Source organism: Longimicrobiaceae bacterium, assembly GCA_035936415.1.
Classification (GTDB): Bacteria; Gemmatimonadota; Gemmatimonadetes; order Longimicrobiales; family Longimicrobiaceae; genus JAFAYN01.
In genome coordinates this window covers 17,645-37,847 of record DASYWD010000353.1, presented here as the reverse complement: position 1 = coordinate 37,847, position 20,203 = coordinate 17,645, and the positions used below count along the sequence as shown (strand labels likewise).

At 71.0% G+C, this 20,203-nt stretch carries 22 protein-coding genes; 8 read left to right on the top strand and 14 right to left on the bottom strand.

Features of this window, described 5'->3' with window-relative positions; all coding sequences use genetic code 11:
• Positions 1–42 precede the first annotated feature (42 nt).
• Positions 43–432, bottom strand: a complete 390-nt coding sequence (locus VGR37_14440; protein HEV2148599.1) for a type II toxin-antitoxin system PemK/MazF family toxin — start codon at positions 430–432, stop codon at positions 43–45.
• 4 nt (positions 433–436) lie between these two features.
• Positions 437–748, bottom strand: coding sequence for a hypothetical protein (locus VGR37_14435; protein ID HEV2148598.1), 312 nt, complete (start codon positions 746–748; stop codon positions 437–439).
• A gap of 201 nt (positions 749–949) precedes the next feature.
• Between VGR37_14435 and VGR37_14430 the strand changes: the two genes are divergently transcribed.
• The 5 genes from VGR37_14430 (at position 950) to VGR37_14410 (ending at position 7,102) form a co-directional block, all read left to right on the top strand.
• Positions 950–2,263 (top strand): amidohydrolase family protein, encoded by a 1,314-nt coding sequence (locus VGR37_14430; GenBank protein HEV2148597.1) that lies wholly within the window; start codon positions 950–952, stop codon positions 2,261–2,263.
• Positions 2,260–3,465, top strand: coding sequence for an amidohydrolase family protein (locus VGR37_14425; protein HEV2148596.1), 1,206 nt, complete (start codon positions 2,260–2,262; stop codon positions 3,463–3,465). The genes VGR37_14430 and VGR37_14425 overlap by 4 nt, the downstream gene beginning before the upstream one ends.
• A gap of 234 nt (positions 3,466–3,699) precedes the next feature.
• On the top strand, positions 3,700–4,092 hold the full coding sequence (locus VGR37_14420; protein HEV2148595.1) for a BlaI/MecI/CopY family transcriptional regulator: 393 nt from the start codon (positions 3,700–3,702) through the stop codon (positions 4,090–4,092).
• Positions 4,089–5,294: a M56 family metallopeptidase gene (locus VGR37_14415; protein HEV2148594.1), complete on the top strand. Its 1,206-nt coding sequence runs from the start codon at positions 4,089–4,091 to the stop codon at positions 5,292–5,294. Before VGR37_14420 ends, VGR37_14415 begins: the two co-directional genes overlap by 4 nt.
• 77 nt (positions 5,295–5,371) lie before the next feature.
• A complete protein-coding gene (locus tag VGR37_14410) occupies positions 5,372–7,102 on the top strand; it encodes a serine hydrolase (GenBank protein ID HEV2148593.1) in 1,731 nt (576 codons plus the stop codon).
• A gap of 111 nt (positions 7,103–7,213) precedes the next feature.
• Here VGR37_14410 and VGR37_14405 read toward each other — a convergent pair whose 3' ends face one another.
• The 3 genes from VGR37_14405 to VGR37_14395 all read right to left on the bottom strand — a co-directional run bounded on the left by VGR37_14405 (position 7,214) and on the right by VGR37_14395 (position 9,338).
• On the bottom strand, positions 7,214–7,486 hold the full coding sequence (locus VGR37_14405; GenBank protein HEV2148592.1) for a hypothetical protein: 273 nt from the start codon (positions 7,484–7,486) through the stop codon (positions 7,214–7,216).
• Between the two features lie 42 nt (positions 7,487–7,528).
• Positions 7,529–8,419 (bottom strand): MerR family transcriptional regulator, encoded by an 891-nt coding sequence (locus VGR37_14400; protein HEV2148591.1) that lies wholly within the window; start codon positions 8,417–8,419, stop codon positions 7,529–7,531.
• Between the two features lie 211 nt (positions 8,420–8,630).
• A complete protein-coding gene (locus tag VGR37_14395) occupies positions 8,631–9,338 on the bottom strand; it encodes a hypothetical protein (GenBank protein ID HEV2148590.1) in 708 nt (235 codons plus the stop codon).
• Positions 9,339–9,547: 209 nt separating this feature from the next.
• Here VGR37_14395 and VGR37_14390 point away from each other — a divergent pair, with 209 nt between their 5' ends.
• Positions 9,548–10,129, top strand: a complete 582-nt coding sequence (locus tag VGR37_14390; GenBank protein HEV2148589.1) for a nuclear transport factor 2 family protein — start codon at positions 9,548–9,550, stop codon at positions 10,127–10,129.
• On the opposite strand, the gene VGR37_14385 is transcribed toward VGR37_14390, so the two are convergent.
• Positions 10,044–10,907, bottom strand: a complete 864-nt coding sequence (locus tag VGR37_14385; GenBank protein ID HEV2148588.1) for a transglycosylase domain-containing protein — start codon at positions 10,905–10,907, stop codon at positions 10,044–10,046. The two genes, VGR37_14390 and VGR37_14385, sit on opposite strands and share 86 nt — an antisense overlap.
• A 256-nt stretch (positions 10,908–11,163) precedes the next feature.
• Between VGR37_14385 and VGR37_14380 the strand changes: the two genes are divergently transcribed.
• The gene (locus VGR37_14380; protein ID HEV2148587.1) at positions 11,164–12,420 is read left to right on the top strand and encodes a 4-hydroxy-3-methylbut-2-enyl diphosphate reductase; all 1,257 of its coding nucleotides are present in this window, start codon (positions 11,164–11,166) and stop codon (positions 12,418–12,420) included.
• Positions 12,421–12,522: 102 nt separating this feature from the next.
• On the opposite strand, the gene VGR37_14375 is transcribed toward VGR37_14380, so the two are convergent.
• The 8 genes from VGR37_14375 to VGR37_14340 all read right to left on the bottom strand — a co-directional run bounded on the left by VGR37_14375 (position 12,523) and on the right by VGR37_14340 (position 19,713).
• On the bottom strand, positions 12,523–14,142 hold the full coding sequence (locus tag VGR37_14375) for an HD domain-containing phosphohydrolase (GenBank protein HEV2148586.1): 1,620 nt from the start codon (positions 14,140–14,142) through the stop codon (positions 12,523–12,525).
• Between the two features lie 108 nt (positions 14,143–14,250).
• Positions 14,251–14,796, bottom strand: coding sequence for a hypothetical protein (locus tag VGR37_14370; GenBank protein HEV2148585.1), 546 nt, complete (start codon positions 14,794–14,796; stop codon positions 14,251–14,253).
• Between the two features lie 150 nt (positions 14,797–14,946).
• A complete protein-coding gene (locus VGR37_14365; GenBank protein HEV2148584.1) occupies positions 14,947–15,324 on the bottom strand; it encodes a hypothetical protein in 378 nt (125 codons plus the stop codon).
• Positions 15,321–15,815, bottom strand: a complete 495-nt coding sequence (locus VGR37_14360; GenBank protein ID HEV2148583.1) for a cytochrome c — start codon at positions 15,813–15,815, stop codon at positions 15,321–15,323. Before VGR37_14360 ends, VGR37_14365 begins: the two co-directional genes overlap by 4 nt.
• A gap of 178 nt (positions 15,816–15,993) precedes the next feature.
• On the bottom strand, positions 15,994–16,443 hold the full coding sequence (locus VGR37_14355) for a SufE family protein (protein HEV2148582.1): 450 nt from the start codon (positions 16,441–16,443) through the stop codon (positions 15,994–15,996).
• Positions 16,444–16,581: 138 nt separating this feature from the next.
• Positions 16,582–17,814 carry a hypothetical protein gene (locus VGR37_14350; GenBank protein HEV2148581.1) on the bottom strand — a complete coding sequence of 411 codons (1,233 nt, stop codon included), beginning with the start codon at positions 17,812–17,814 and terminating at the stop codon, positions 16,582–16,584.
• A 43-nt stretch (positions 17,815–17,857) separates the two neighbouring features.
• On the bottom strand, positions 17,858–19,255 hold the full coding sequence (locus tag VGR37_14345; protein HEV2148580.1) for an outer membrane protein transport protein: 1,398 nt from the start codon (positions 19,253–19,255) through the stop codon (positions 17,858–17,860).
• Between the two features lie 182 nt (positions 19,256–19,437).
• Positions 19,438–19,713: a hypothetical protein gene (locus VGR37_14340; protein ID HEV2148579.1), complete on the bottom strand. Its 276-nt coding sequence runs from the start codon at positions 19,711–19,713 to the stop codon at positions 19,438–19,440.
• Between the two features lie 126 nt (positions 19,714–19,839).
• On the opposite strand from VGR37_14340, the gene VGR37_14335 reads away from it, so the two are divergent.
• Entirely contained in the window at positions 19,840–20,190 is a 351-nt protein-coding gene (locus VGR37_14335; GenBank protein ID HEV2148578.1) for a hypothetical protein, read from the top strand.
• Positions 20,191–20,203: the final 13 nt, after the last annotated feature.

Sequence of the window (20,203 nt, the reverse complement as noted above, 5' to 3'; positions counted from 1 at the left end):
CCCCCCCCTCTCCACGTCCCAGCCGGCTGCCTCCGTGCAGTCCTACTGCGGGAATTCGGCTTCGAATTCGATGTCCAGGTGCTCGAGGAGCCGGTTCTCGATCTCTTCCCGCTTCTCGACGTCCTCCATCATCCCGATGCGCTCCAGCAGCCGAAAACGCGAGATGGTACGGATCTGCTGGGGCATCACGATGCTGGTGTAGCCCGTCCCGACGATCTCCGGCGGCAGGAGGACTTCGAACGGGTACACCTTTCGCCGCTTCCCCTCCAGCTTCGTGAGGGAGATCACCGTGACCAGGTCGAACGCACGGTTGAATCCGTCGTTGGAGACGACGAGGACCGGCCGGCGGTCGCCGCCCTGCTCGTTCCCCACGACAGGATCGAGGTCGGCCCAGTAGAGTTCCCAACGCCGTACGATTCCGGTATGCGCCACGGCGCTACGAGCCCTTCACGGGAAGCCCGTCGAGGAGCGCCGCGTCGAACGCGGCGGCCGTTTCCCGCATGTCGGCCATGAACAGGGGATCACGCGCAGCTTCCTCGTACCCGGCGTAGACCTTCGCCCGCCGCAGCTCCCGCAGCCTGGCGACGACGGCATCCTCCACGAACTCGTTGTGGCTGGCGGCAGCGCCGTGCTCGACCGCCTGCCGGATTGCTTCCAGCGTGGAAGTGTGCATCTGGAAGCTCGCCTTCTTCAGCGGATCGCGCGCCGGACTGCGGCGGCGGGTCCGCACGGGGGCGGAATTTCGCACGGGACCTCCTTCGTTGGCGACAAAGCAGATTCCCAATCTGGTGGCCCGTTGCGGTTCCGTCAACGCTGGTGTAAGCGCAAGCCTTCGGCGCTGCGTCGCTTGCAGTACAGCCGGGCACGGGGGCGACTCCTCCCGCTATTCCGCTACCGGGTATATATTTAGGGCTCCCACCGGACTTTCCTCCAAGGAGCAGGCATCCGAATGAAGCGAACGTTCGTACGCACCCTTCTGCTCGCGGCCGCCGTCGGGTCGGTGCCGCTGGCGGCGCAGGAGCGCGCCCAGGCCTTTCGGGGCGCCACCCTCCTCCCCATCGCCTCCGCCCCCATCGCCGACGGCGTCCTCGTCGTGCGCGGCGGGAAGATCGTGGCGGTCGGCGGGCCGAGCACGCCGATCCCGGCGGGCGCCGAGGTCCACGACGTGGCCGGCAAGATCATCATGCCGGGGCTGGTGGATACCCACTCCCACATCGGCGGGGGAGACGGCGGCGACCAGTCCACGCCGCTCCACCCGGCCGTGCGCATCCTCGACACCATCGACCCCCGCAACCCCGGGATTCGCCGGGCGCGGGCGGGCGGGGTCACCACGGTGAACGTGATGCCCGGCTCCGGGCTGCTGATGAGCGGGCAGACGGCGTACCTGAAGCTGCGCGACGCCCACTCCATCGACGGGCTCCTCTTCTGCTCCGATCCCGTCCGCGACGTGTGCGGCGGGCTGAAGATGGCCAACGGCACCAACCCGCGCGGGAGCGCTCCGCACCCGGGGACCCGCGCGCGCGCCGCGGCCATCGTCCGCGACCGCTTCGTCAAGGCGCGCGAGTACCGGGAGAAGGTCCGCGCCGCCCGCGGCGACGCCTCCAAGATGCCCGCGCGCGACCTGGAGCTGGAGACGCTCGCCGAGGTGCTGGACGGCAAGCGCGTCGTCCACTTCCACACCCACCGCGCCGACGACATCCTCACCGTGCTCCGGCTCCGCGAGGAGTTCGGGTTCCGCGTGGTGCTGCAGCACGCCAGCGAAGCGTACAAGGTCGCCGACCAGATCGCCGCGGCGCGCGTGCCGGCCTCCATCATCGCGCTGGACGCCCCCGGCGGGAAGCTGGAAGCCTCCGAGTACAGCAACGTCAGCGGGGCGGCGCTGGAGCGTGCCGGTGCCCCGCTCATCGCCTTCCACACCGACGACGGGATCACCGACTCCCGCTTCTTCCTGCGCTCCGCCGCCATGGGGGTGCGCTTCGGGCTCTCTCGCGAGCGGGCGCTGCGCGCGGTGACGCTGGACGCCGCGGAGATGATGGACCTGGGCGACCGGGTCGGCTCGCTGGAGCGCGGCAAGGACGCCGACTTCATCATCCTGTCCGGCGACCCGTTCAGCACGTACACGCACGTGGAGCAGACCTGGATCGAGGGCCGCAAGGTGTTCGACCGCGCCGACCCCGAGCAGCGCAAGCTCGCCGTGGGCGGCTACGGCGTCTACCGCGGGACCGCCATGCACACCCACGAGGGCGAGGAGGGGCACGAATGAGCCGGATCGCACCGTTCGCCGCCCTCGTGGGGGTGGTGGCGCTCGCCGCCCCCGCGCTCTCCGCGCAGCTCGCCGTCCGCGGCGAGACCGTGCACACTATGGCCGGCGCCCCCATCCGCGACGGCGTCGTGCTGGTCCGCGACGGCAAGGTGGAGCGCGTGGGCCCCGCCTCGCAGGTGGCGGTCCCCGCCGGCTACCGCGTCCTCCAGGCGAAGGTGGTCACCCCCGGGCTGGTGGACGCGCACTCGGTGGTGGGGCTCGCCGGGATCCTCAACCAGCCACACGACCAGGACCAGCTCGACCGCACCGACGCCGTGCAGCCGGAGCTGCGCGCGGTGGACGCCTACAACGCGAGCGACGAGCTGGTGGCCTGGCTCCGCGGCTTCGGCGTCACCACGGTGCACACGGGGCACGGCCCCGGCGCCCTCGCCAGCGGGCAGACGATGATCGTCAAGACGCGGGGCGACAACGTGGGCGAGGCGCTGGTGGACTCCGCCACCATGGTGGCCTTCACCCTGGGGCCGAGCGTCGCCGGCAACTTCAAGAGCCCCGGGACCCGCGCGCGCGGCGTCGCCATGCTCCGCACCGAGTTCCTCAAGGCGCGCGAGTACGAGCGCAAGCGGAAGGCGGGCGGGCAGGCGCGCGACCTGAAGCTGGAGGCGCTGGTGCAGGTGCTGAACGGGGAGCGCCAGGCGCTCTTCACCGCGCAGCGCGCCACCGAGATCCTGGCGGCCCTGCGGCTGGCAAAGGAGTTCGGCTTCAAGCTGGTGCTGGACGGCGCCGCCGAGGCGTACCTGGTGGCCGACGAGATCCGCGCCGCCGGGGTCCCGGTGATCCTGCACCCCAGCATGGTCCGGACCGGAGGAGAGACGGAGAACGCCTCGCTGGAGACGGCGAAGCTCCTCCGCGACCGCGGCATCCCCGTGGCGCTGCAGAGCGGGTTCGAGGGGTACGTCCCCAAGACCCGCGTGGTCCTCTTCGAGGCCGCCGTGGCCGCCGCCAACGGCCTGGGGCAGGAGAACGCCCTCCGCGCCGTCACCATCGACGCGGCGCGCGTCATCGGCGCCGACCGGCGCGTGGGCTCCCTGGAGCCGGGCAAGGACGCCGACCTGGCACTCTTCGACGGCGACCCCTTCGAGTACACCACGCACGTCTGCGCCGTGGTGATCGAGGGCGAGGTGGTGAGCGACGGCTGCCGCTAGCGGCAGCCGTCGCACGACTTCGCCGCTTCCGTCCTGCAGCGGGTGCGGCATCTCCAGGTCGGAGCGTCCGCTGCAGCCGGTCACGCTGCACGCGCCGGTCCGACCTGGAGATGCCGCGAAGTTCCGCTCCTGCGACCCGACGGCCGCGGCTCTCGGTTCAGCGGTGATCGCACGAGACCCTTGCGCTCGTTCTGTTCGCCGTTAGTCTTACACGTGTAAGCGACGGAGGGGAGAATGAAGGATCTGTCACAGATGACGGACCTGCAGCTGGAGATCATGGACGTGCTGTGGGTCCGCGGCGAGGCCACGGTGGCGGACGTTCACGACGCGCTGGTGGAGCGGACCGGGCTGGCGCGTAAGACGATCGGCACGCTCCTGGGCCGCCTGGAGAAGCAGGGCATGCTGGCGCACCGGGAAAACGGCCGCGAGTTCGTGTATCGCGCGACGGTGCCGCGCTCGGGCGTGGCGCGGGCAACGGTAGACAACGTGGTCTCGCGAGTCTTCCGGGGCGACGTGGCGGCGATGGTCAGCCACGTGCTGGAGGCCGGCGAGGTGCGCGAAGGTGACGTGGAGCGAATCCGCGAGCTGCTGGCCCGGTGGTCGCCTGGCCCGAAAGAGAACCCGTGAGCGGCGAAACCCTCTTCGCCTGGCTGGCTACATACGCACTGCACAGCACCATTCTCCTCGGCTGCGCGTGGGTGCTGACGCAGGCCTGCCGCCGCCTGGACGTGCGGGACGTGGTCTGGAAGCTCGCAACGACGGGGGCGCTGCTGAGCGCCACCCTCCAGGTCGGCCTCGGCGTGCGCGTGGCCGAGCCGTCGCCGCTCGGCGGGAGCGCGACGGCGTGGCTGCAGCCCCCTTCCGGCACCGGGCCCGGGGCTCCCGCGGCCGGCCTCTGGGTCGCAGTCTGGGCAGCCGGAGCCTGTCTCGGCCTGGGCGTGCGTGAGCGCAGGAGGAGAATCTTCTGGCGCACGCTGGCGGACCGCCGCCCCGTCGATGGTCCGGAGCTGCTGGTGCCGCTCCGGACGCTGTCGAGCCGCTTCGGGCTGCGCCGGCCGGTCCGCCTCACCGCTTCCGAGCAGCTACTGGTTCCAGCGGCGCTCGGCCGTGCGGAGATCTGCGTCCCCGAGCCTCTGTTCCGGCGGCTCTCTCCTTCGCAGCGGGAGAGTGTGCTGGCGCACGAGCTCGCCCACCTCCGGCGGCGAGACCCGCTCTGGCGCGCGGCGTCCGAGCTCCTGGTCGCGATCTTCTTCTTCCAGCCGCTGCACCGTCTGGCCGCCGCCCGAATGCGCGAGACGGCCGAGTTCACGTGCGACGACTACGCGGTGCTGCACACCGGCGACCGCCGCTCGCTGGTCGAGTCGCTCGCCCTGTTCGCGGCGTGCTTCAGGAGCCGCCCCGTCGGTGCGGTGTCCGGCCTGGGTGGCGAGCCGTCTCCGCTCATCGTCCGCGTCCACCGGGTTCTCGATCCGCGCACCGGGCAGCAGGGCCGCGCCCTCGCCCGCCGGGTCGCGCTCGTGGGCGGCACATCCTCGATCCTCGCGCTGATCGCCTTCGGGCCCGGTCTGCCCGCGCCGCTTGGAGTCCTCTCCGTCACGGAGGAAGTCGTGGTCCGCGGCATTTCCTTCGGTCCCGGGGGGCGGGTCGAGCGCATCGCCCCCGGTGGATTCCTGGTGCTCGCGGAGCGTGGGCCCCTCCGCGAACGTCGCCTCGAAGTGCGATCCGCCCGTGACGGAGAGTGGCTGGTCAGCTACCGGGTGGACGGAAGGCCCGCCGAATTCGACGGGGAGGCGCGCCGCTGGGCCGCTCGCCGCTTCCCGTCCCCCTGAACCCGCGCGCCTCTGTTGAGGCGCGTTTTTTTTCATCCACCAGTCTTACACCTGTAAGCGATTCCGGAGGCTTCGAGATGCCGAAAACCTGGACAGTCGTTGCGCTGACCACCGCCGTGACGGCGTGCGCGAGCGGAAACCGCGCCCCTTCGGCCGACGGCATCGTGCTGGAAGGAGACCTGGCGCGGGTGCTGGATGCGCGGCTCTCGTCGGAGCCGGGGCTGGCGGGGGCGTTCCTGGTGGCGCGCGGCGGTGAGGTGGTCTTCGCGCAGGGGTACGGCGAGGCGGACCGGGAGACGGGGCGTCGCTGGACTCCACGCACCGTGAGCGACATCGGCTCGCTGGTGAAGGGAGTCACGGGTGCGGCGATCGTGAAGCTGCAGGAGGAGGGCCGGCTCTCGATTACGGACACCCTGGGCACCTTCTTCGATCGGGTCCCGGCGGACAAGCGTGGGATCACGCTGCACCAGCTGCTGACCCACACCGCGGGCTTCGGGAGCGCGACGGGCTCGGACCGGGACCCGGTCTCGCGAGACTCGCTGATCGCGCTGGCGATGGGGGCGCCGCTGCGCTCGAAGCCGGGCGCCTCGTACCGGTACTCCAACACCGGCTACTCGATCCTTGCGGCCGTCGTGGAGAAGGCATCGGGGATGCCGTACGAACGGTACGTGCAGGAGCGGCTCTTCGCGCCGGCTGGTCTTCGCGAAACGGGGTACACGGCACCGACCTGGCCGAAGGACCGGCTGGCGCACGGGTATCGCTCCGACGGGACCGACTGGGGATCGCCGCTGGACCAACCGTGGCGCGCCGACGGTCCTGGCTGGCACCTGCGCGGCAACGGAGGCATGCTCTCGACCGTCCACGACCTCTACCGCTGGCTGGAGGCGCTGCAGGGAGACGCCGTGCTCGATGCAGAGAGCCGCCGGCAGCTGTTCGCTCCGCACGTGGCGGAGCTGCCCGGCTCGAACATGCACTACGGCTACGGCTGGGGTGTCGTGGAGGCGCCAGAGGGGCGGCGCATCTGGCACGACGGCGGGAACCCATACTTCCACGCGGAGTACGTGCTCCTCCCGGAGCAGAACGCGATCGCGGTAGCGCTCACGAACGCGCAGAGTCCGGCGTTCGTTGCGGCCTGGAACGCGGTCAGGCACGCCGCGCTGACCGGGCGGCTTCCCGAGGAGGCCCCCGCCGCGGTCGTGCCCGTGGCGCTGCTGGACGAGTACGCCGGCGAGTACCGTATCCCCAGTGGCCCGGAGGCGACGATCCGGCGCGAGGGTGCAGGTCTGGTGATGACGTCCGGCGAGAACTCGGCGGCGATGACGGCCACCTCCGAGACGCGCTTTGCGGTGCCTTCGCTGGGCTTGACGATGGAGTTCGTGCGTGACGACGCGGGCCGCGTGAGCGCGTTCCGGGCCGAGCAGGGCGGAGGCACCTTCACCGCGCAGCGGGTCGGTGATGCGCCGGCAGCGGCAGCGAGCAACGGGGTCGCCCTCCCGGACACCCCTGCCGGCGGGCGGGTGCGCGAGTTCCTGAGCCTCATGGCCAGCGAAGGCGACGCCGCAATCCGGCGCTTCGTCCAGGAGACGTTCACGCGGGAGTTCCGCAGCGACTTCACGATGTCGGCGCACCTGGAACAGCTTCGGGGGATGCGGACCCGGCTGGCGGACGCGGAAGTCGTCGACTATCGGGGCAGCGCCACGTCCGCCGTGTTGCGCCTGCGCTCCCCCGGCAGCGGGACCGTCTATACCGCGCGGTTCACCTTCCAGGGAGACGACGCCCGCATCGCGGAGCTCGCGCTCACGCGTTAGCACCCCGCCAGCCCCTGCCGTCACTCCGTGCGGCGAACGAAAGGAGGCGCGGCCCCGCCCGGGGCCGCGCCTCCTTTCGTTCGCACCTCGCACCTCGCACTTCCGCACCCCTCAGCCCCCCTCCTCCTCCATCCCCAGCAGCTCCCTCGCCTCCTCCAGGCACTCGCGCGGCACCAGGACGGTGATCCCGCGGTTGCTGGGGCCCATCCAGCCCGGGCCGAACAGCCCCACGTGCTCCGTGCCGTGCACCTGTGCGGGGATCTGCGCGCTCTCCAGCGTCGCCCGCGCGAACTCGGCCTCGTACACCATCCCGTAGGTGGCCACCGGGACCCACCCCGTCTCCTCCGCCGGGTCGTCCCGCTCCTGCTCTCTCACGAACGCCATGTGTGCCTCGGAGGTTGGGGGAGCTTCGCGGCGGACAGGGGGTCACGCCCGCGGGGGCGGGGTGAGGATCCCGTTGCCCTCCCGGAAGCGGCGGAGCATGGTGACTCCCCGAACGTTTACCTCCGGCACCCCCTCCGGGATCCCCGCGCCCCCGATCACCACCGCCGTCCGCTTCGGGGCGAGCTCGCGCAGCCGGAGCGCCACCGCCCTGCACTGGTCGTGGGAGATGGGGAGGATGATCGAGGTGCAGAGCAGTGAAGGGGCACGCTCCGCCAGCGTGGCCTGCAGGTCGGCGAAGGGGACGTCCGCGCCGAGGTACGTGACCCGCCACCCCCCCGCCGCCAGGTGGACCGCCACCCCCAGCAGCCCCAGCTCGTGCTGCTCCCCGGGGAGCCCCGCGAAGACCACCTCCGGCCCGTCCGCGGGCGCCGCCGAAAGGAAGCCGAGCATGGACTCCAGCTTCTCCCGCGCGAACACGGCGGTGAAGTGCTCCTGCGTCACGGTGGCCTCTCCCGAGGCCCACAGCTCGCCCACGCGGCGGAGGATGGGCATCAGCACCTCCTCCACCCGGTCCGGGAAGGAGAGCGCGCCCAGGCGGTCGTAGAGCCGGTCGGCCGCCGCGCGGTCGAAGTCCAGCAGCGCCTCCAGGACGGCTTCCCGCACCCGCAGGGTGGACTCCGTGTCCGAGGCGACCTCCGGGAGGGTGGGGGTGGACTCGCCGCGGCGCACGATCTCCACCGCCTCGCTCACCTTGAGCCCGCGCTCCAGCAGCGCCTTGACCCGCGCGATGGTGTCCACGTCCTGGTCGGAGTAGACGCGGTACCCGCCGGGGGTGCGGTGCGGCGTCACCAGGCGATACCGCCGCTCCCACGCCCGCAGCGTGGCACTGTTGATACCCGTGAGGGCGGCCACGCTCTTGATCCGATAGCTCATCCGTCCGCCCGTCCTGTGCCTGTGGCCGCGGAGCGAATCCGCGGAAATCCGGCAGCCGTACTCATTGCGATGTCCAACGGTAGGGAATTCTGCCGGTTCCGCAAGGGGCGGCCCTCCCCCGGACGGGATCGCGCCCATGCTCCCCCACGCGGGAGCGCCCGGGACCGCGCGCAGGCGGCCCCGGGCGCGGGTCCCTTCCGGGGGCGGGCGGCTACGCGCGGTTGCCCAGCAGCGCCACGTCCACGGAGCGGAGCGGGCGCCCCGCCCCCAGGGTGTCGAGCACCCGGTCGGGCGAGGGCTGGTAGCGCAGCTTGACCGCCCGGAGCCCCAGGAGGAGGTTGACGGTGAGCAGCGTCCCGGGAACCCCGGTCCCGGCCAGCATCCCGGAGAGCTGGTCGGCCGCGCCCGGGACGAAGTTCTTCGCCACGACCACCAGCGCGTCCGGCATCTCCTCCACGGCCGCCGCCACGCTCTTGCGCGTCTCCCCGCCCGGCGACCACGCCACCTGCGGGTACGCCAGCACGATCCCCTCCCGCTCTCCGCTCCGGAAGCGGATCCCCGCCTCCGGCCCCACCCCGGCCACGTCGCCGCTCCCGGTGAGCTCTTCCACCACGTAGCGCACCGCGCCCAGGAAGTCCTCCTCCGCCGCCGTCCCCTTCAGCGCCAGGCGCCGCAGGTTGTCGGCGAAGTGCCGGTCCGCGTCGAAGTGCCGGAACCAGGGGAGGAGGCGCAGCGCCGTTTCCCGGTCCACCCCGCCCGTGGCCTCCACCGCGTCCAGGAGGGCGTCCCCGGTCAGGTGCGGCTCGCGCGCCGCCACCGTGCGCAGCGCCCAGGCCATGCGGGCGCGCGCGTCGCCCCGAAGCCGCTCCGGGGGGAGCGCGGCGGCCCGCGGCATGGGGAGATTGCCGAACCAGATCATCGCACCTCTCGCATGAACGGATGTAGTGGCGCCGGACGATGGTGAAATGCCGGGGGCTCGTCAAGGGGAGCCGGCGCAGGGCCGCGTCGGGCGGGGAGGATACACCGCAGGGCGCCCGGGGTGTCCCGCGCCGCCGCGGCTTGACACCGGGGGCTCCGGGCGCATCTTGGTACGGCTGCTTCCCGACCCCGACTCGACCTGGAGACGCCGTGCACCGACCGCTGGGGACCGCGCTCTGCGCGACGCTGCTGCTCGCTGCCTGCAAGATCGAGCCGACACCCCGCCAGTTCTACGCCCAGCGGGATCCCGCCCCCGGCGAGCGGGAGCTGCTCGCGGCGGAGCTGACCGACCGGGTGTCGGCCGTGGGGCCGGCGCTGGACCGCGGCGATGCCGAGGCGGCGGTGTTCGCGCTCGCGCCGTCCCCCGAAGTGTACACGATCGGGCCCGGCGGGGGGAGTCCCTCGGTCGGACCCGACCGGCTGGCCGCAACGCTCGGCGAGGTGGGCGACACCGTTCCGGGGACCGTCCGGGTGCAGGAGGTCCGGGTGCTCCTGGGGCCCCGCGCGCAGACCGCCTGGTTCGCCACGGGGATCGAGGTGCGGCGGGCCGGCGCCCCGGAGGAGGCGGACACCCTCCACCTCTCCGGGGTGTACCAGCGGGCGCGCGGGGAGTGGCGGCTGGTGCAGGCCCACCTTTCCCGGCCGTTCACGCCCCCGGCCGCGCCCTCGCCGAGTCCGCCGGATTCGGCTCCGCAGGCAGCCGCAGCGCCGGTGTCTCCTCCTCCCACCTGAGCGGGCGCGTCATGGGGGCGTAGTCGAGGCCGGGCTGGAAGGCGAGCGGCTCGGCGGTGGCGGCCCGGTAGGCCGCCATGTCGATCTCGCCCGCCTGCAGCATCCGCCGCAGCACCTCGTTGCGGCGCGCGCCCACGGCTCCCGGCGCGCTCTCCGGGTCCTCGATGCGGGGGCGCAGGAGGAGCCCCGCCAGCGTCGCCGTCTCCCCCAGCGTCAGCTCCCGCGGCTCCTTGCCGAAGAACTCCTGCGCGGCGTGGTAGACGCCGTACACGGGGTACCCGCCGTGCTTCCCGAAGTACACCCGGTTCAGGTACAGCTCCAGCACCTCGCGGCGGGACAGGCGCTGCTCCAGCGAAGGGGTCATCATCAGCCCCCGCGCCTCCCCGGCCAGGTCGTCGGAGAGCACGTGCACCTGCCGCACCAGCTCCCGGGGGAGGGTGGCCCCGCTGGCGTCGGTGTCCAGCGGATCCCGGTCAGGGAAGCCGGGGTCCACCACCGCCACCACCATGCGGGGGAGGGCCGGGGGGAGCCGGTCGAGCGGCACCCAGTCCGGCCTGCGCTCCGCCTCCGCGCGCTGCCGCAGGATCCCTCCGCGGACCTGGCGGTCCATCTCCCACCCGAAGCCCACCACCCCGCCCAGCAGGAAGAGCCCCAGCGCCAGGAGGAAGAGGACCTCGGAGCGCCGCTCCCCCTGCGCCCCGGAGGGAGGGGGACGGCGGGCCCAGCGGCCGGGCCGCGGGGGCGCGCCGCCGAGGCGCTTCCCCTTCGCGGCCCTCATCCTTCGCCTCCATGGGGCGCCGCACGTCTCCGGGTGGTCATCTGGGGCAGTTCTCTCGTGGAAAGGGATCGTCGCGCGCGTGACGGCCCGCGGCACCGCGGGGCGGCCGGGCCCGGAGCGGGGCAAAAACTATTCCCTGTGCGGCGCGAAAGCGAGACCCGACGCGGCGTTCCGGTTGCGGCGGCAGGGCTCTGCCGTTAGCGTTCAGGCGCCCCGGCGGAGCCGGGAAGAGCGACTCGGGACGCCCGCGGGAATCATGGAGCAAACGTACTTTCGACGGGGGTTCGGGCTCAAGCAGGCCATCGAGCCGCTGATCCAGGCCGACTACCACAGCGGGCTGGTGGAGCGCATCCGCGCCCGCGGCTACGAGGAGAGCTTCGGGGAGGGCGACCGGCGCGTCACGGTCCGCCTCGCCGAGGAGTTCGGGTTCTGCTACGGGGTGGACCGGGCGGTGGACTACGCCTACGAGACCCGGACCCAGTTCCCCGACCGCCGCATCTTCCTGGTCGGGGAGATCATCCACAACCCCCACGTCAACCGCCGGCTGACGGAGATGGGGATCGTCTTCCTGTACGCGGGCGATGACGGGGAGTTCGACTTCTCCGCGATCACCCCGGAGGACGTGGTGATCCTCCCCGCCTTCGGCGTCACCGTGGCGGACTTCCGGCGGCTGCAGGCGCTGGGCTGCATCCTGGTGGACACCACCTGCGGGAGCGTGCTGAACGTCTGGAAGCGGGTGGAGCAGTACGCCCGCGACGGCTTCACCGCGCTCATCCACGGCAAGTACTACCACGAGGAGACGCGTGCCACCGCGAGCCAGGTCTTCCGCCACCCGGGCGGGGCGTTCCTGATCGTCCGCGAGATGGACGAGGCGCGCCTGGTGATGGACTACCTGGAGGGGAAGCCCGGCGCCCTTTCGCGCGAGGCCTTCATGGCGCACTTCGCGGAGAAGGTGTCGCCCGGCTTCGACCCGGACCTGCACCTGGCCCGGATCGGCGTCGCCAACCAGACGACCATGCTCTCGGGCGACTCGCTGGCGATCGCGGCGGAGGTGGCGCAGTCGCTGGAGCGGCGCTTCGGCGGGGAGCCGGGGTACACGCCGGAGGCGCACTTCCGCTCGTTCGACACCATCTGCTCGGCCACGCAGGAGCGGCAGGACGCGGTGGTGAAGCTGGTGGCGGGGCCGGAGGGCCCGCCGGACCTGATGGTGGTGATCGGCGGCTACAACTCGTCCAACACCAACCACCTGGCGGTGCTCTGCGCGCGCCACACCCCCACCTTCCACATCGCGGACGCGGGGTGCATCGACGCGGAGGCGGGGACGATCCGCTTCAAGCCCAACGGGAGCCCCTTCGACACGCCCGAGGTGGTGGCCGAGGACTGGCTCCCGGAGGGGCCGCTCACCATCGGCCTGACGGCCGGGGCGTCCACGCCGAACAACAAGATCGGCGAGACGGTGGAGCTCATCCTGCGGATGCGGGGGATCGAGGCGGAGGTGGCTGCCGGGGTGTAGACGGCGGGAGCCGGGCCGCGCCCGAGGAGCTGGGAAAGGGAAGGGGCCCTCCACAAGCGTGGGGGGCCCCTGTTCGTGCGAGCGGCTGCGAAGCAGCCCTCTTCAGCCGCGGCCTGCCGTCAGGAACTCGCTGTCCCGCTCCGAATTGGCGCTGCGCGCGCTCTCCGCGAACTCGGGATAGAGCCTTCGGAAGATCTCGAAGAGGTCCGGGTCGAACGAGCCGAAGTCCTCCACCATGATCTCGTAGGCGCGCTCGGGGGTGAGCGGCTCCCGGTAGCTCCGGGTGGTGGTGAGCGCGTCGAAGATGTCGGCGATGCGGAGGATGCGCGCCGTGAAGGGGATCGCCTCGCCGGCCAGGCGGTCCGGGTAGCCCGTCCCGTCCCAGCGCTCGTGGTGCGACCGGACGATGGGGCGGATGTCCCAGGGGAACTCCACCGGCGCCAGCATCTCGTCGCCGATCACGGTGTGCCGCTCCATGGTCAGGCGCTCCTCGTCCGTCAGGCGCCCCGGCTTGTTGAGGATCTCCTCAGGAACCTCGGTCTTGCCGACGTCGTGCAGGAAGGCTCCCATGCGGAACCACGTGATCTCGTGCTCCGGGATCCCGGCCTCCTGGGCGATCCGGCAGGCATAGTCGGCGACGCGCTGGCAGTGACCGCTGGTGTACCTGTCCTTCGCTTCGATCGATTCGCCCCAACTCCGGACCAGGGACAGGAAGTCGCCCTCCAGGTTGGAGATCCGGTGGTTGACGTCAGCCTGGTCATGCTGCGCCTGCAGCTGCTTGAAAAGCGTGTGGGATCGGTTGAGGGCGGCAAGAGCCTCCCGGTTCTTGTCCTGCGCCCTGAGTGCCAGACCGAGTTCCCGCTGTGATTCTGCCTCAAGAAGTGTGTCGTGCTTCGAGGCAAGCTCGATCGCCTGGCGTAGATGGATCTCGGCGAGGTGCGGCTTTCCTGTCTCTCGATAAATGATGCCGTAGAACTTCAGAGCTTCGGACTTGCCGAAGTCGTTTTTCAGGCGACTGGAGATCTCGAATCCCTCGTCGCAGCTTGCACGGGCCTTCTCCGGCTCACCGAGCGCGAGGAACAGCTCCGTTCGGTTGATGTGAACGATTGCGGCTGTGGCGATGTCGCCGATGCGAGCGCAAATCGCCTGCGCGCGTTGGAAGTAGCTGTCCGCAAGCTCCAGCTTGCGGAGGTCTACGTGCAGCATGCCCAGGTTGTTGAGCACTCGCGCGCAACCCTGCTCGCTGCCTGCAGCCTCGAGGTGCGCGAGACCGGCGAGGTATCGCTGCAACGCCTCGTCCAGGTTGCCCTGGATGTTCGCGATAATTCCGAGGTTCTGCTCGATCTCTCCGAGGATCTCATCGTTCCCCGGCGTCGATGCGTAGACACGGGCCTGAAGGTAGGTCTCTCGCGCCTTGAGAATCTCGCCCTGATTCTGCTGGAGGATTGCGAGCCCTTTCAGGGCTCGCCCGGCGAAATGGGAATCATTCCGGATCCTAGCCATCTCGAGCGCGAGACCGAAGTACTCTTCCGCCAGGTCGGTTCGCCGTGAGTGACGGTGGCAGTGGCCCAGACGAGTGATGACCTCCAGTAGCTCGTGCTCATCTCTGGCCGAAACCGTGCGAGCGAACGCCTCCTCGTAGGTGCTGATTGCTGAGGCCCACTGTCCGGCACGCTCGTCCGCTGTGGCCCGCTGGATGAGGTCGGCTACTTCTGAGGCCATGTCGCTGCCGCGGTCGCTTTTCGAAGATCCCCAAACAGGACAAAGGGGCCCCGTTCTCACGGGTCCCCTCGTGCTGAGGTCTGCTAACGTGCCGGATGACTACGGGATCTAGCTCCTGTGTCCACCCGCCAGGTAGCCCGAGAAGTGAGAGAGGCGGGTGGTGAGCGTATTCCGCACGCGATCCGCATCGGCGCTGAGAACCTCGAGGATGGTACCGGACGGAGACACGTACAGGATCGAAAAGCTCGCGAACTGGTTCATCTGAGCGGCTTGCATGCTCAGGGTCAGGACTGGACCGTTCCCGGCCGGGAACTGCAGCCCGTGCGGCTCTAGCTCCACTCCCACGTACCGCGCATCCGCCTTGGCCTGGATGCGAGTCGGCTTGCTCAGCGCCCCCGCGGGGAATGCGAGCGTGTGTCCGCCCGGGATCTGCAGCGTGCCGCCCTCCGGGCCGATCACCTGCTCCACCCGGGGCGTCCCCACCACGGTGTAAGAGGCCCCGCCGACCGGCTGCTGCCCCTCCACGAACTGGTATCTATGGCCGGCCTCCGAGCCGGCATCCACGACGGCAGACGGCTCGCTGCAGCCGCCGATGGTGATCAGGATTCCGGCGAGGAGCACGCCAAAACCGGCGCGCAGGCGAAAGTTGGCCATGGAGGCCTCCGAACGATGAGGGTGAAGGAAGCGACGAGCCCCGGAGGGAGAGTGGGCGGAGCCGTTGCGACGAACAAAGCTGGGTGCTTCGTTCCTATCCTAAGCGGCTCCGTCTATTCTGTCAACACTTTTGCCGACAGCCCGCGTGTATCAGTGGTGCGCCGGAGCGCCCGCCGCGCGGAAGAGGTGGTTCCACGTGGCGATGATCGAGCCCAGCCCGGCGATGACGAGGAAGATGCCCACCACCGTGTACCCGGTCGCGGCGCCGTCCCGGGCGATCTCGCCCCACTGCGCCGCCGTCACGAACGAGAGCACGGCCAGCGCGAGGAGCACCACCCCGATGCCGCCGCCGATTCCCATCAGGACCATCTTCCCCATCTCTCCTCCCTCTGTACCGGTGTCCGGGTGGTCGTAGTCGTCCGCGACGGCCCGGCCGGGGAGGGAGCCCCGGTCCCCGGCGCCGAACCAGTCCTGGTACCGCCCGCGGACCGTGCGGAAGGTCCCCTCGCTCCCCTCGTCGCGCTTCATGCGCCGCCCCCCTGGTGGCTCAGGGCGTAGACGTAGGCCGCGAGCGCCCGGATCTGCGCCTCGTCGAAGTTGCCGCCGCCGCGCGGGGGCATGACCCCGGGGTACTGCTTGGGGTTCGGGACGCCGTTGGCGATGACGCCGCCGATCTCCTCGAAGCTGCCGGAGATGTTCAGCCACTGGCCGTCGGTGAGCTGCGGGCCGGCGGGCGAGCCGGTGCCGCCGGGGCCGTGGCAGGCCACGCACACCGTACCGTAGAGCTGCTGCCCCTCGTCCACCATCTCCTGGGTGACGCCGGCGGGGAGGTTGGTCGCCACCAGCTGCGCCCCGGCGCCGCCCTGGCCGACGCCGGCGATGACGCGCGGCGGCTCCGGGAACGCGTGGGCAGGAAGCTCCCGCTGCTCGCGGGCGACGACCTTGTCGTATCCCCCCTCCGGGAGGCAGGCGGTCAGGCCGACGAGCAGCACCGGGGCCGCGCACAGCAACGAGCCCATGGATCTCGGCAGGGCTCGAAGTGCGTTACGCATGCGTCATCTCCTTTGGTGTCGACGTCCTCGTCCGCACCGGGCCCGGCGCTGGACGGATCGGGGTGCGGCGGAAAGCGTAAAAAGAACGTCCGCACCGCTCCGCCGCAAGGGGTGCGGGCGCCCCCGCGCGAGGGGCGCCGCCGGGTCAGGCCCCGGCCGCCGAGGCCTCGCGGGCGGCGCGCTTCAACCGCTCCACCATGGCGTTCAGCCCCACCTCGCGCGTGCCCAGCCCGATCTTGTTCATCACCTGCCGGACGAAGTCGGGCGGGATGGCGAGGGTGGTCTCCGGCGGCTGGCCGTTCAGGGCGTCGAAGAGCATGGCCAGGAGGGCGCGGATGGTGGGCGCACCCTGCGGCACGTCGGCGTAGTAGTGCATCTTCCCGTCCTCCACCTCCGCGAAGAGGGCGACGGGGGTCAGGCACTCGTGCACCCGGTACTGCTCCGGGTCCAGCGCCTGGAGCCGCTCCGGGAGCGCGGGGAGCCGGTGCGAGTACTGGACCAGCGCCTGCGTCGCCATCTCCCGGTTCATCGTGGAGAAGCGGTTCAGGATCTTCTGGATCCCCGGGGGGACCTGGGGGGTCGGCTGATCGGCCATGTGCGGATCCTTCGGGTGCGTGTCCCCCGAATATACGAAGTCCCGGGAGACGGCGCGACCGCCGGAACGGCGAATGGGCGGCCCCGTGAGGGACCGCCCATTCGCTGCCTGACCGGCTCCGGTACGGGTGCCGGGCGATCAGCTCGTCGGCAGGGTCGTTCCGAACTTGCCGTTGATGGCCCTGGCCGCCTCGTTGGCGATGAGCTGGTGCAGCTGCGCGTTGAAGTGGATGGGGTCGAACGACATGAAGGACCCCCAGAAGTTGGGCGCCGTGGGGCCGGGGCAGGTGGCCGCCACCGCCTGCGCGAAGGTCGCGAGGGTGGCGGTCGCCAGTCCCTGGCACTTGCGCAGCTTGTTGGGGTCGTTCAGGACCTGGGTCATGGCGACGGCGTTCACGTCGAGGTAGGCCCAGCCGTTCGCGTCGGCCCGCGCCTTCAGCGCGGCGTTGTAGGCGTTCACCCGCGCGGTGACGTCCCCGATCTCGGCGGGGCTCAGCACGCCCGGGTCGGTGGCGTTGCAGCTGATGACGGCGACGCTGGGATCGGTGAGCAGGCCGAACGACACCAGGCTGGAGCCGCCCGGGGTCCCCGGCGCGCAGTTGGGGCTGACCGGCTTGGGCGACTGGCCGGCGGCCTGGAGGGCGAAGTAGTAGGCGCCCGGCTGCAGGGCGGGGGCCACCAGCGGCACGTTGAGCACGCTCATGAAGAGCGCCTGCGCGCCCTCCGCCTTGATCCCGGCGACGATCTGGTCCAGCGCCGCCTCGAACGCGGCCTGGGAGGTCGCGGCCGCGGGAACGCCGGCGGCGGCGGCTCCGAGCACGTCGTTCCCCTCGGGCCAGACGGAGACGAACGTCGGGTTCGCGTCCCGCATGGCCTGGAGCTGCGTCCGGCCACCCAGGATCAGCGTGGTCAGAGCGTTCGAGCGGGTGTCCGGCAGCCCGTTGTTCACCCAGTCGACGATCCGCGACGAGGGCACGGCTAGGTTCGAGACGAACGGGAGATTTTCGGGGGCACGCAGCGCACAGGTCGTGGCCGTCCCGCCGCCGACGCGCTGGCTGGTGAGCGGCTGCGGGCCCAGGAGCGGCGGCGGACACCCCGGCATCTCGAGCGAGGGCACGAAGAACCGCTCGCCCGCCCCGGCCTTCCTCGCCAGGAGAACCGGATACGGCAGGTGCTGGGTGCTGTCGTTGATCCCGGCCGACATCAGGCCGGCGGTGTTCGACTGGCCCAGCGACACGTAGCGGGTGAAAAGCTCGCCGCCGACGCTCGGTGCGACGGGGGCGATGGGCGTCGCGTCGTCCTCCGCGCAGGCGGCCAGGACGGACGCTGCCGACAGGGTGAGCGCGAGGAGCTTGAACCTGTTTCGTCTCATGAGAAGATCTCTTTCTGGATTCTGTGTCGGGTGCGCGAAGGGCTCAGCGTCCGCCGAGGTGGTACGACAGGGTGATGCCCAGCACGCTCGCGTCCACCGAGTAGACGCCCACGTTCAGAGCCCGGAGCTGAGCCTCGGAGAGGCCGGGCTCCCGCCCGCGGACGCGCCCCCGCCGGTCAGACTGGTCGATGTACTGGTATCCCACGTCGATGCCGAGCCCGTTCGCCAGCCGGTACCCGATTCCTGCCGTGTAGTAGTTGCGCTCGGCCTCGGGGAGAAGCGGCGAGACCGAGAACTCGCGTTCCGCGGCGGTGTTGTAGATGAAGCCGGCCCGCAGCGCCAGCGCATTCGTGGCCGCGAACTCCGCGCCCAGGCGCCAGGTGTCGGTATTCTGGTAGTCGAGCACCAGCACCTGATCGGTGGAGGTCTCGAAGTCGATGGGCGCCTCGTCGAACTTCTCCCATCCCGTCCACTGGTAGTCGGCCATGAGCTGCAGAGCGGGAACCGGACGGACCGCCACGCCGACGACGAGCTGGTCCGGGAGGGTCAGGCTGGTAGCGAGGCCCTGGTTGACCAGCGATCCCGACGTGAACTGCGGGGCGATGAGAAGGTCGACCGGGGTGCCGGCCGGCGCCCTGAGCGGGTTCCCGGCAGCGAGCGTCAGCCCGGTCGGAACGGCAGAGAACGTCGCGTCGCCCTCGTAGTCGATCTCCACCGAGCTCAGGTATCGTGCACCTACAGAGAAGCGGTCCGAGAACCGGGCGATGGCCCCCAGGTGGAACCCGTAGCCCGTGCCGTTGCCTTCGAGCCTGGCCTCGGCGAAGTCGGTGCCCAGCGGGACTCCCAGGTTGCCGAACGTCAGCGGCGCTCCGGTCACCGGATTCAGAGCACCGGTCGGCGTGGTCGCAAGGTCCAGCCGCTGGTTGATCTCGATGGAGGCGCGGACGACGTCCACCCCCGCTCCCACGGAGAGCCAGGGGGCCGCCTGGAAGGCCACCGTGGGCTGGATGTAGATGTTCCGCAGGTCCGAGTCGTAGCTGACGAAGCGGCCCTCGAACTCGAGGGGCCACTCGATCCCCGCCCCGTACGGCGCGAACACCCCGATTCCGGCCGCGAGCCGCTCGCTGAAACGGTAGCTGGCGTATCCGTACGGTACCTGCGTCGTTTCCGCGTCGGTCCGGAGCCGCTCGCCTGTGGCGTCGAAGGTGAACTCACGCTCCTGGGTGATCCCCGCGACGCCCAGGCCGATGGTGCTGGGCTGCATGGTCAGCGCAGCCGGACTAAACAGGATCGCCGATCCGTCGGCGCAGGGCGCCGCTACCCCCGCACCGCCCCGGGCCATGCTGCAGGAGCTGTGGGTGAGCACGCTCGACCCCTGCGCGTGCGCGGACGCGGCGGTGACGGCGAGTGCGGTACCTGCGATGACAAGACTTCGTCTCATACGACTCTCCTCATAAAATACGAGGTGGCATCGCCGGGGGTGCCGGCGAAGGGAGGAACGGTGGGCGGACACGGGTCGGGACGGCTCCCCGCCGGGCGGTGCACGATACCCCGCCGCCCCCGCCGGGGTCAACCCCGCAAGGAACGTGAAACCCGCGCCACGACTGGAAAAATGAGCCCGGCTCAGTGGGTGGCGGCGACCACCAGGGTGCCCACGGCGTTCACCAGCGCGACGGTGTTCGCCGCCACGAAGATGCCGTTGCGGAGCCGGATGCTGTAGACTAGGAAGAGCAGGCTCGCCAGCGTCTGCATGGCGAAGAAGAGCGGGTCCACCTGCGCCGGCCCCTCCACCAGCGCGCGGATGAAGGTGTACGTCAGTGACCCCGCCAGCGCGAGGCAGGCGACCCAGCCGACCAGCTTCACCGAGGTGCGGTCCGACGCGCGGCGCTGCGGGGGCATGCTTCTCCGGTGTTCGCGGTCCCGCGCGGCGCTCCGGACCCTCCGGACCGTGGAACCGTTTCTGCATCCGCGGGAGGGCGGGTTCCCTACAGGGTTCGTGCCACGGACGTTTCCGCGAGAGGCGCAATGGAGCCGGAAGAGGTGGAGGCGACCTTCGTCGCCGCGGGGAAGGCGCTCAGCCTGGTCTGGCTCACGGAGCCCTCCGGGCGCTACCGGATCGTCGAGCCGTACATGGTGTTCGTCTCCACCACGGGGAAGCGGCTCATGCACTGCTTCCAGATCGGCGGGTACAGCGCGGGGGGGATCCTGCGGGGGTGGAAGAACATGGAGGCCGCCTCGTTCGACGGGGCCCAGATCGTGGACCAGCCCTTCACCCCGCGGGAGGACTACAACCCGTTCAACGAGGAGATGTTCGCCGACGTGGCGTTCGCGGTGCCCACCGCGGACGGGCGGCAGCGGATCCCGAACGTGGACTGAGGGGCAGCCCGGC

What these genes read in the sequence shown, in the direction of transcription:
- VGR37_14385 (HEV2148588.1), bottom strand. Translation starts at nt 10,907, where the DNA reads ATGAGGGCCGCGAAGGGGAAGCGCCTCGGCGGCGCGCCCCCGCGGCCC.
- VGR37_14405 (HEV2148592.1), bottom strand. Translation starts at nt 7,486, where the DNA reads ATGGCGTTCGTGAGAGAGCAGGAGCGGGACGACCCGGCGGAGGAGACG.
- VGR37_14355 (HEV2148582.1), bottom strand. Translation starts at nt 16,443, where the DNA reads ATGGCCGATCAGCCGACCCCCCAGGTCCCCCCGGGGATCCAGAAGATC.
- VGR37_14345 (HEV2148580.1), bottom strand. Translation starts at nt 19,255, where the DNA reads ATGAGACGAAGTCTTGTCATCGCAGGTACCGCACTCGCCGTCACCGCC.
- VGR37_14410 (HEV2148593.1), top strand. Translation starts at nt 5,372, where the DNA reads ATGCCGAAAACCTGGACAGTCGTTGCGCTGACCACCGCCGTGACGGCG.
- VGR37_14425 (HEV2148596.1), top strand. Translation starts at nt 2,260, where the DNA reads ATGAGCCGGATCGCACCGTTCGCCGCCCTCGTGGGGGTGGTGGCGCTC.
- VGR37_14400 (HEV2148591.1), bottom strand. Translation starts at nt 8,419, where the DNA reads ATGAGCTATCGGATCAAGAGCGTGGCCGCCCTCACGGGTATCAACAGT.
- VGR37_14370 (HEV2148585.1), bottom strand. Translation starts at nt 14,796, where the DNA reads ATGGCCAACTTTCGCCTGCGCGCCGGTTTTGGCGTGCTCCTCGCCGGA.
- VGR37_14395 (HEV2148590.1), bottom strand. Translation starts at nt 9,338, where the DNA reads ATGATCTGGTTCGGCAATCTCCCCATGCCGCGGGCCGCCGCGCTCCCC.
- VGR37_14430 (HEV2148597.1), top strand. Translation starts at nt 950, where the DNA reads ATGAAGCGAACGTTCGTACGCACCCTTCTGCTCGCGGCCGCCGTCGGG.
- VGR37_14335 (HEV2148578.1), top strand. Translation starts at nt 19,840, where the DNA reads ATGGAGCCGGAAGAGGTGGAGGCGACCTTCGTCGCCGCGGGGAAGGCG.
- VGR37_14350 (HEV2148581.1), bottom strand. Translation starts at nt 17,814, where the DNA reads ATGAGACGAAACAGGTTCAAGCTCCTCGCGCTCACCCTGTCGGCAGCG.
- VGR37_14420 (HEV2148595.1), top strand. Translation starts at nt 3,700, where the DNA reads ATGAAGGATCTGTCACAGATGACGGACCTGCAGCTGGAGATCATGGAC.
- VGR37_14365 (HEV2148584.1), bottom strand. Translation starts at nt 15,324, where the DNA reads ATGAAGCGCGACGAGGGGAGCGAGGGGACCTTCCGCACGGTCCGCGGG.
- VGR37_14340 (HEV2148579.1), bottom strand. Translation starts at nt 19,713, where the DNA reads ATGCCCCCGCAGCGCCGCGCGTCGGACCGCACCTCGGTGAAGCTGGTC.
- VGR37_14380 (HEV2148587.1), top strand. Translation starts at nt 11,164, where the DNA reads ATGGAGCAAACGTACTTTCGACGGGGGTTCGGGCTCAAGCAGGCCATC.
- VGR37_14360 (HEV2148583.1), bottom strand. Translation starts at nt 15,815, where the DNA reads ATGGGCTCGTTGCTGTGCGCGGCCCCGGTGCTGCTCGTCGGCCTGACC.
- VGR37_14375 (HEV2148586.1), bottom strand. Translation starts at nt 14,142, where the DNA reads ATGGCCTCAGAAGTAGCCGACCTCATCCAGCGGGCCACAGCGGACGAG.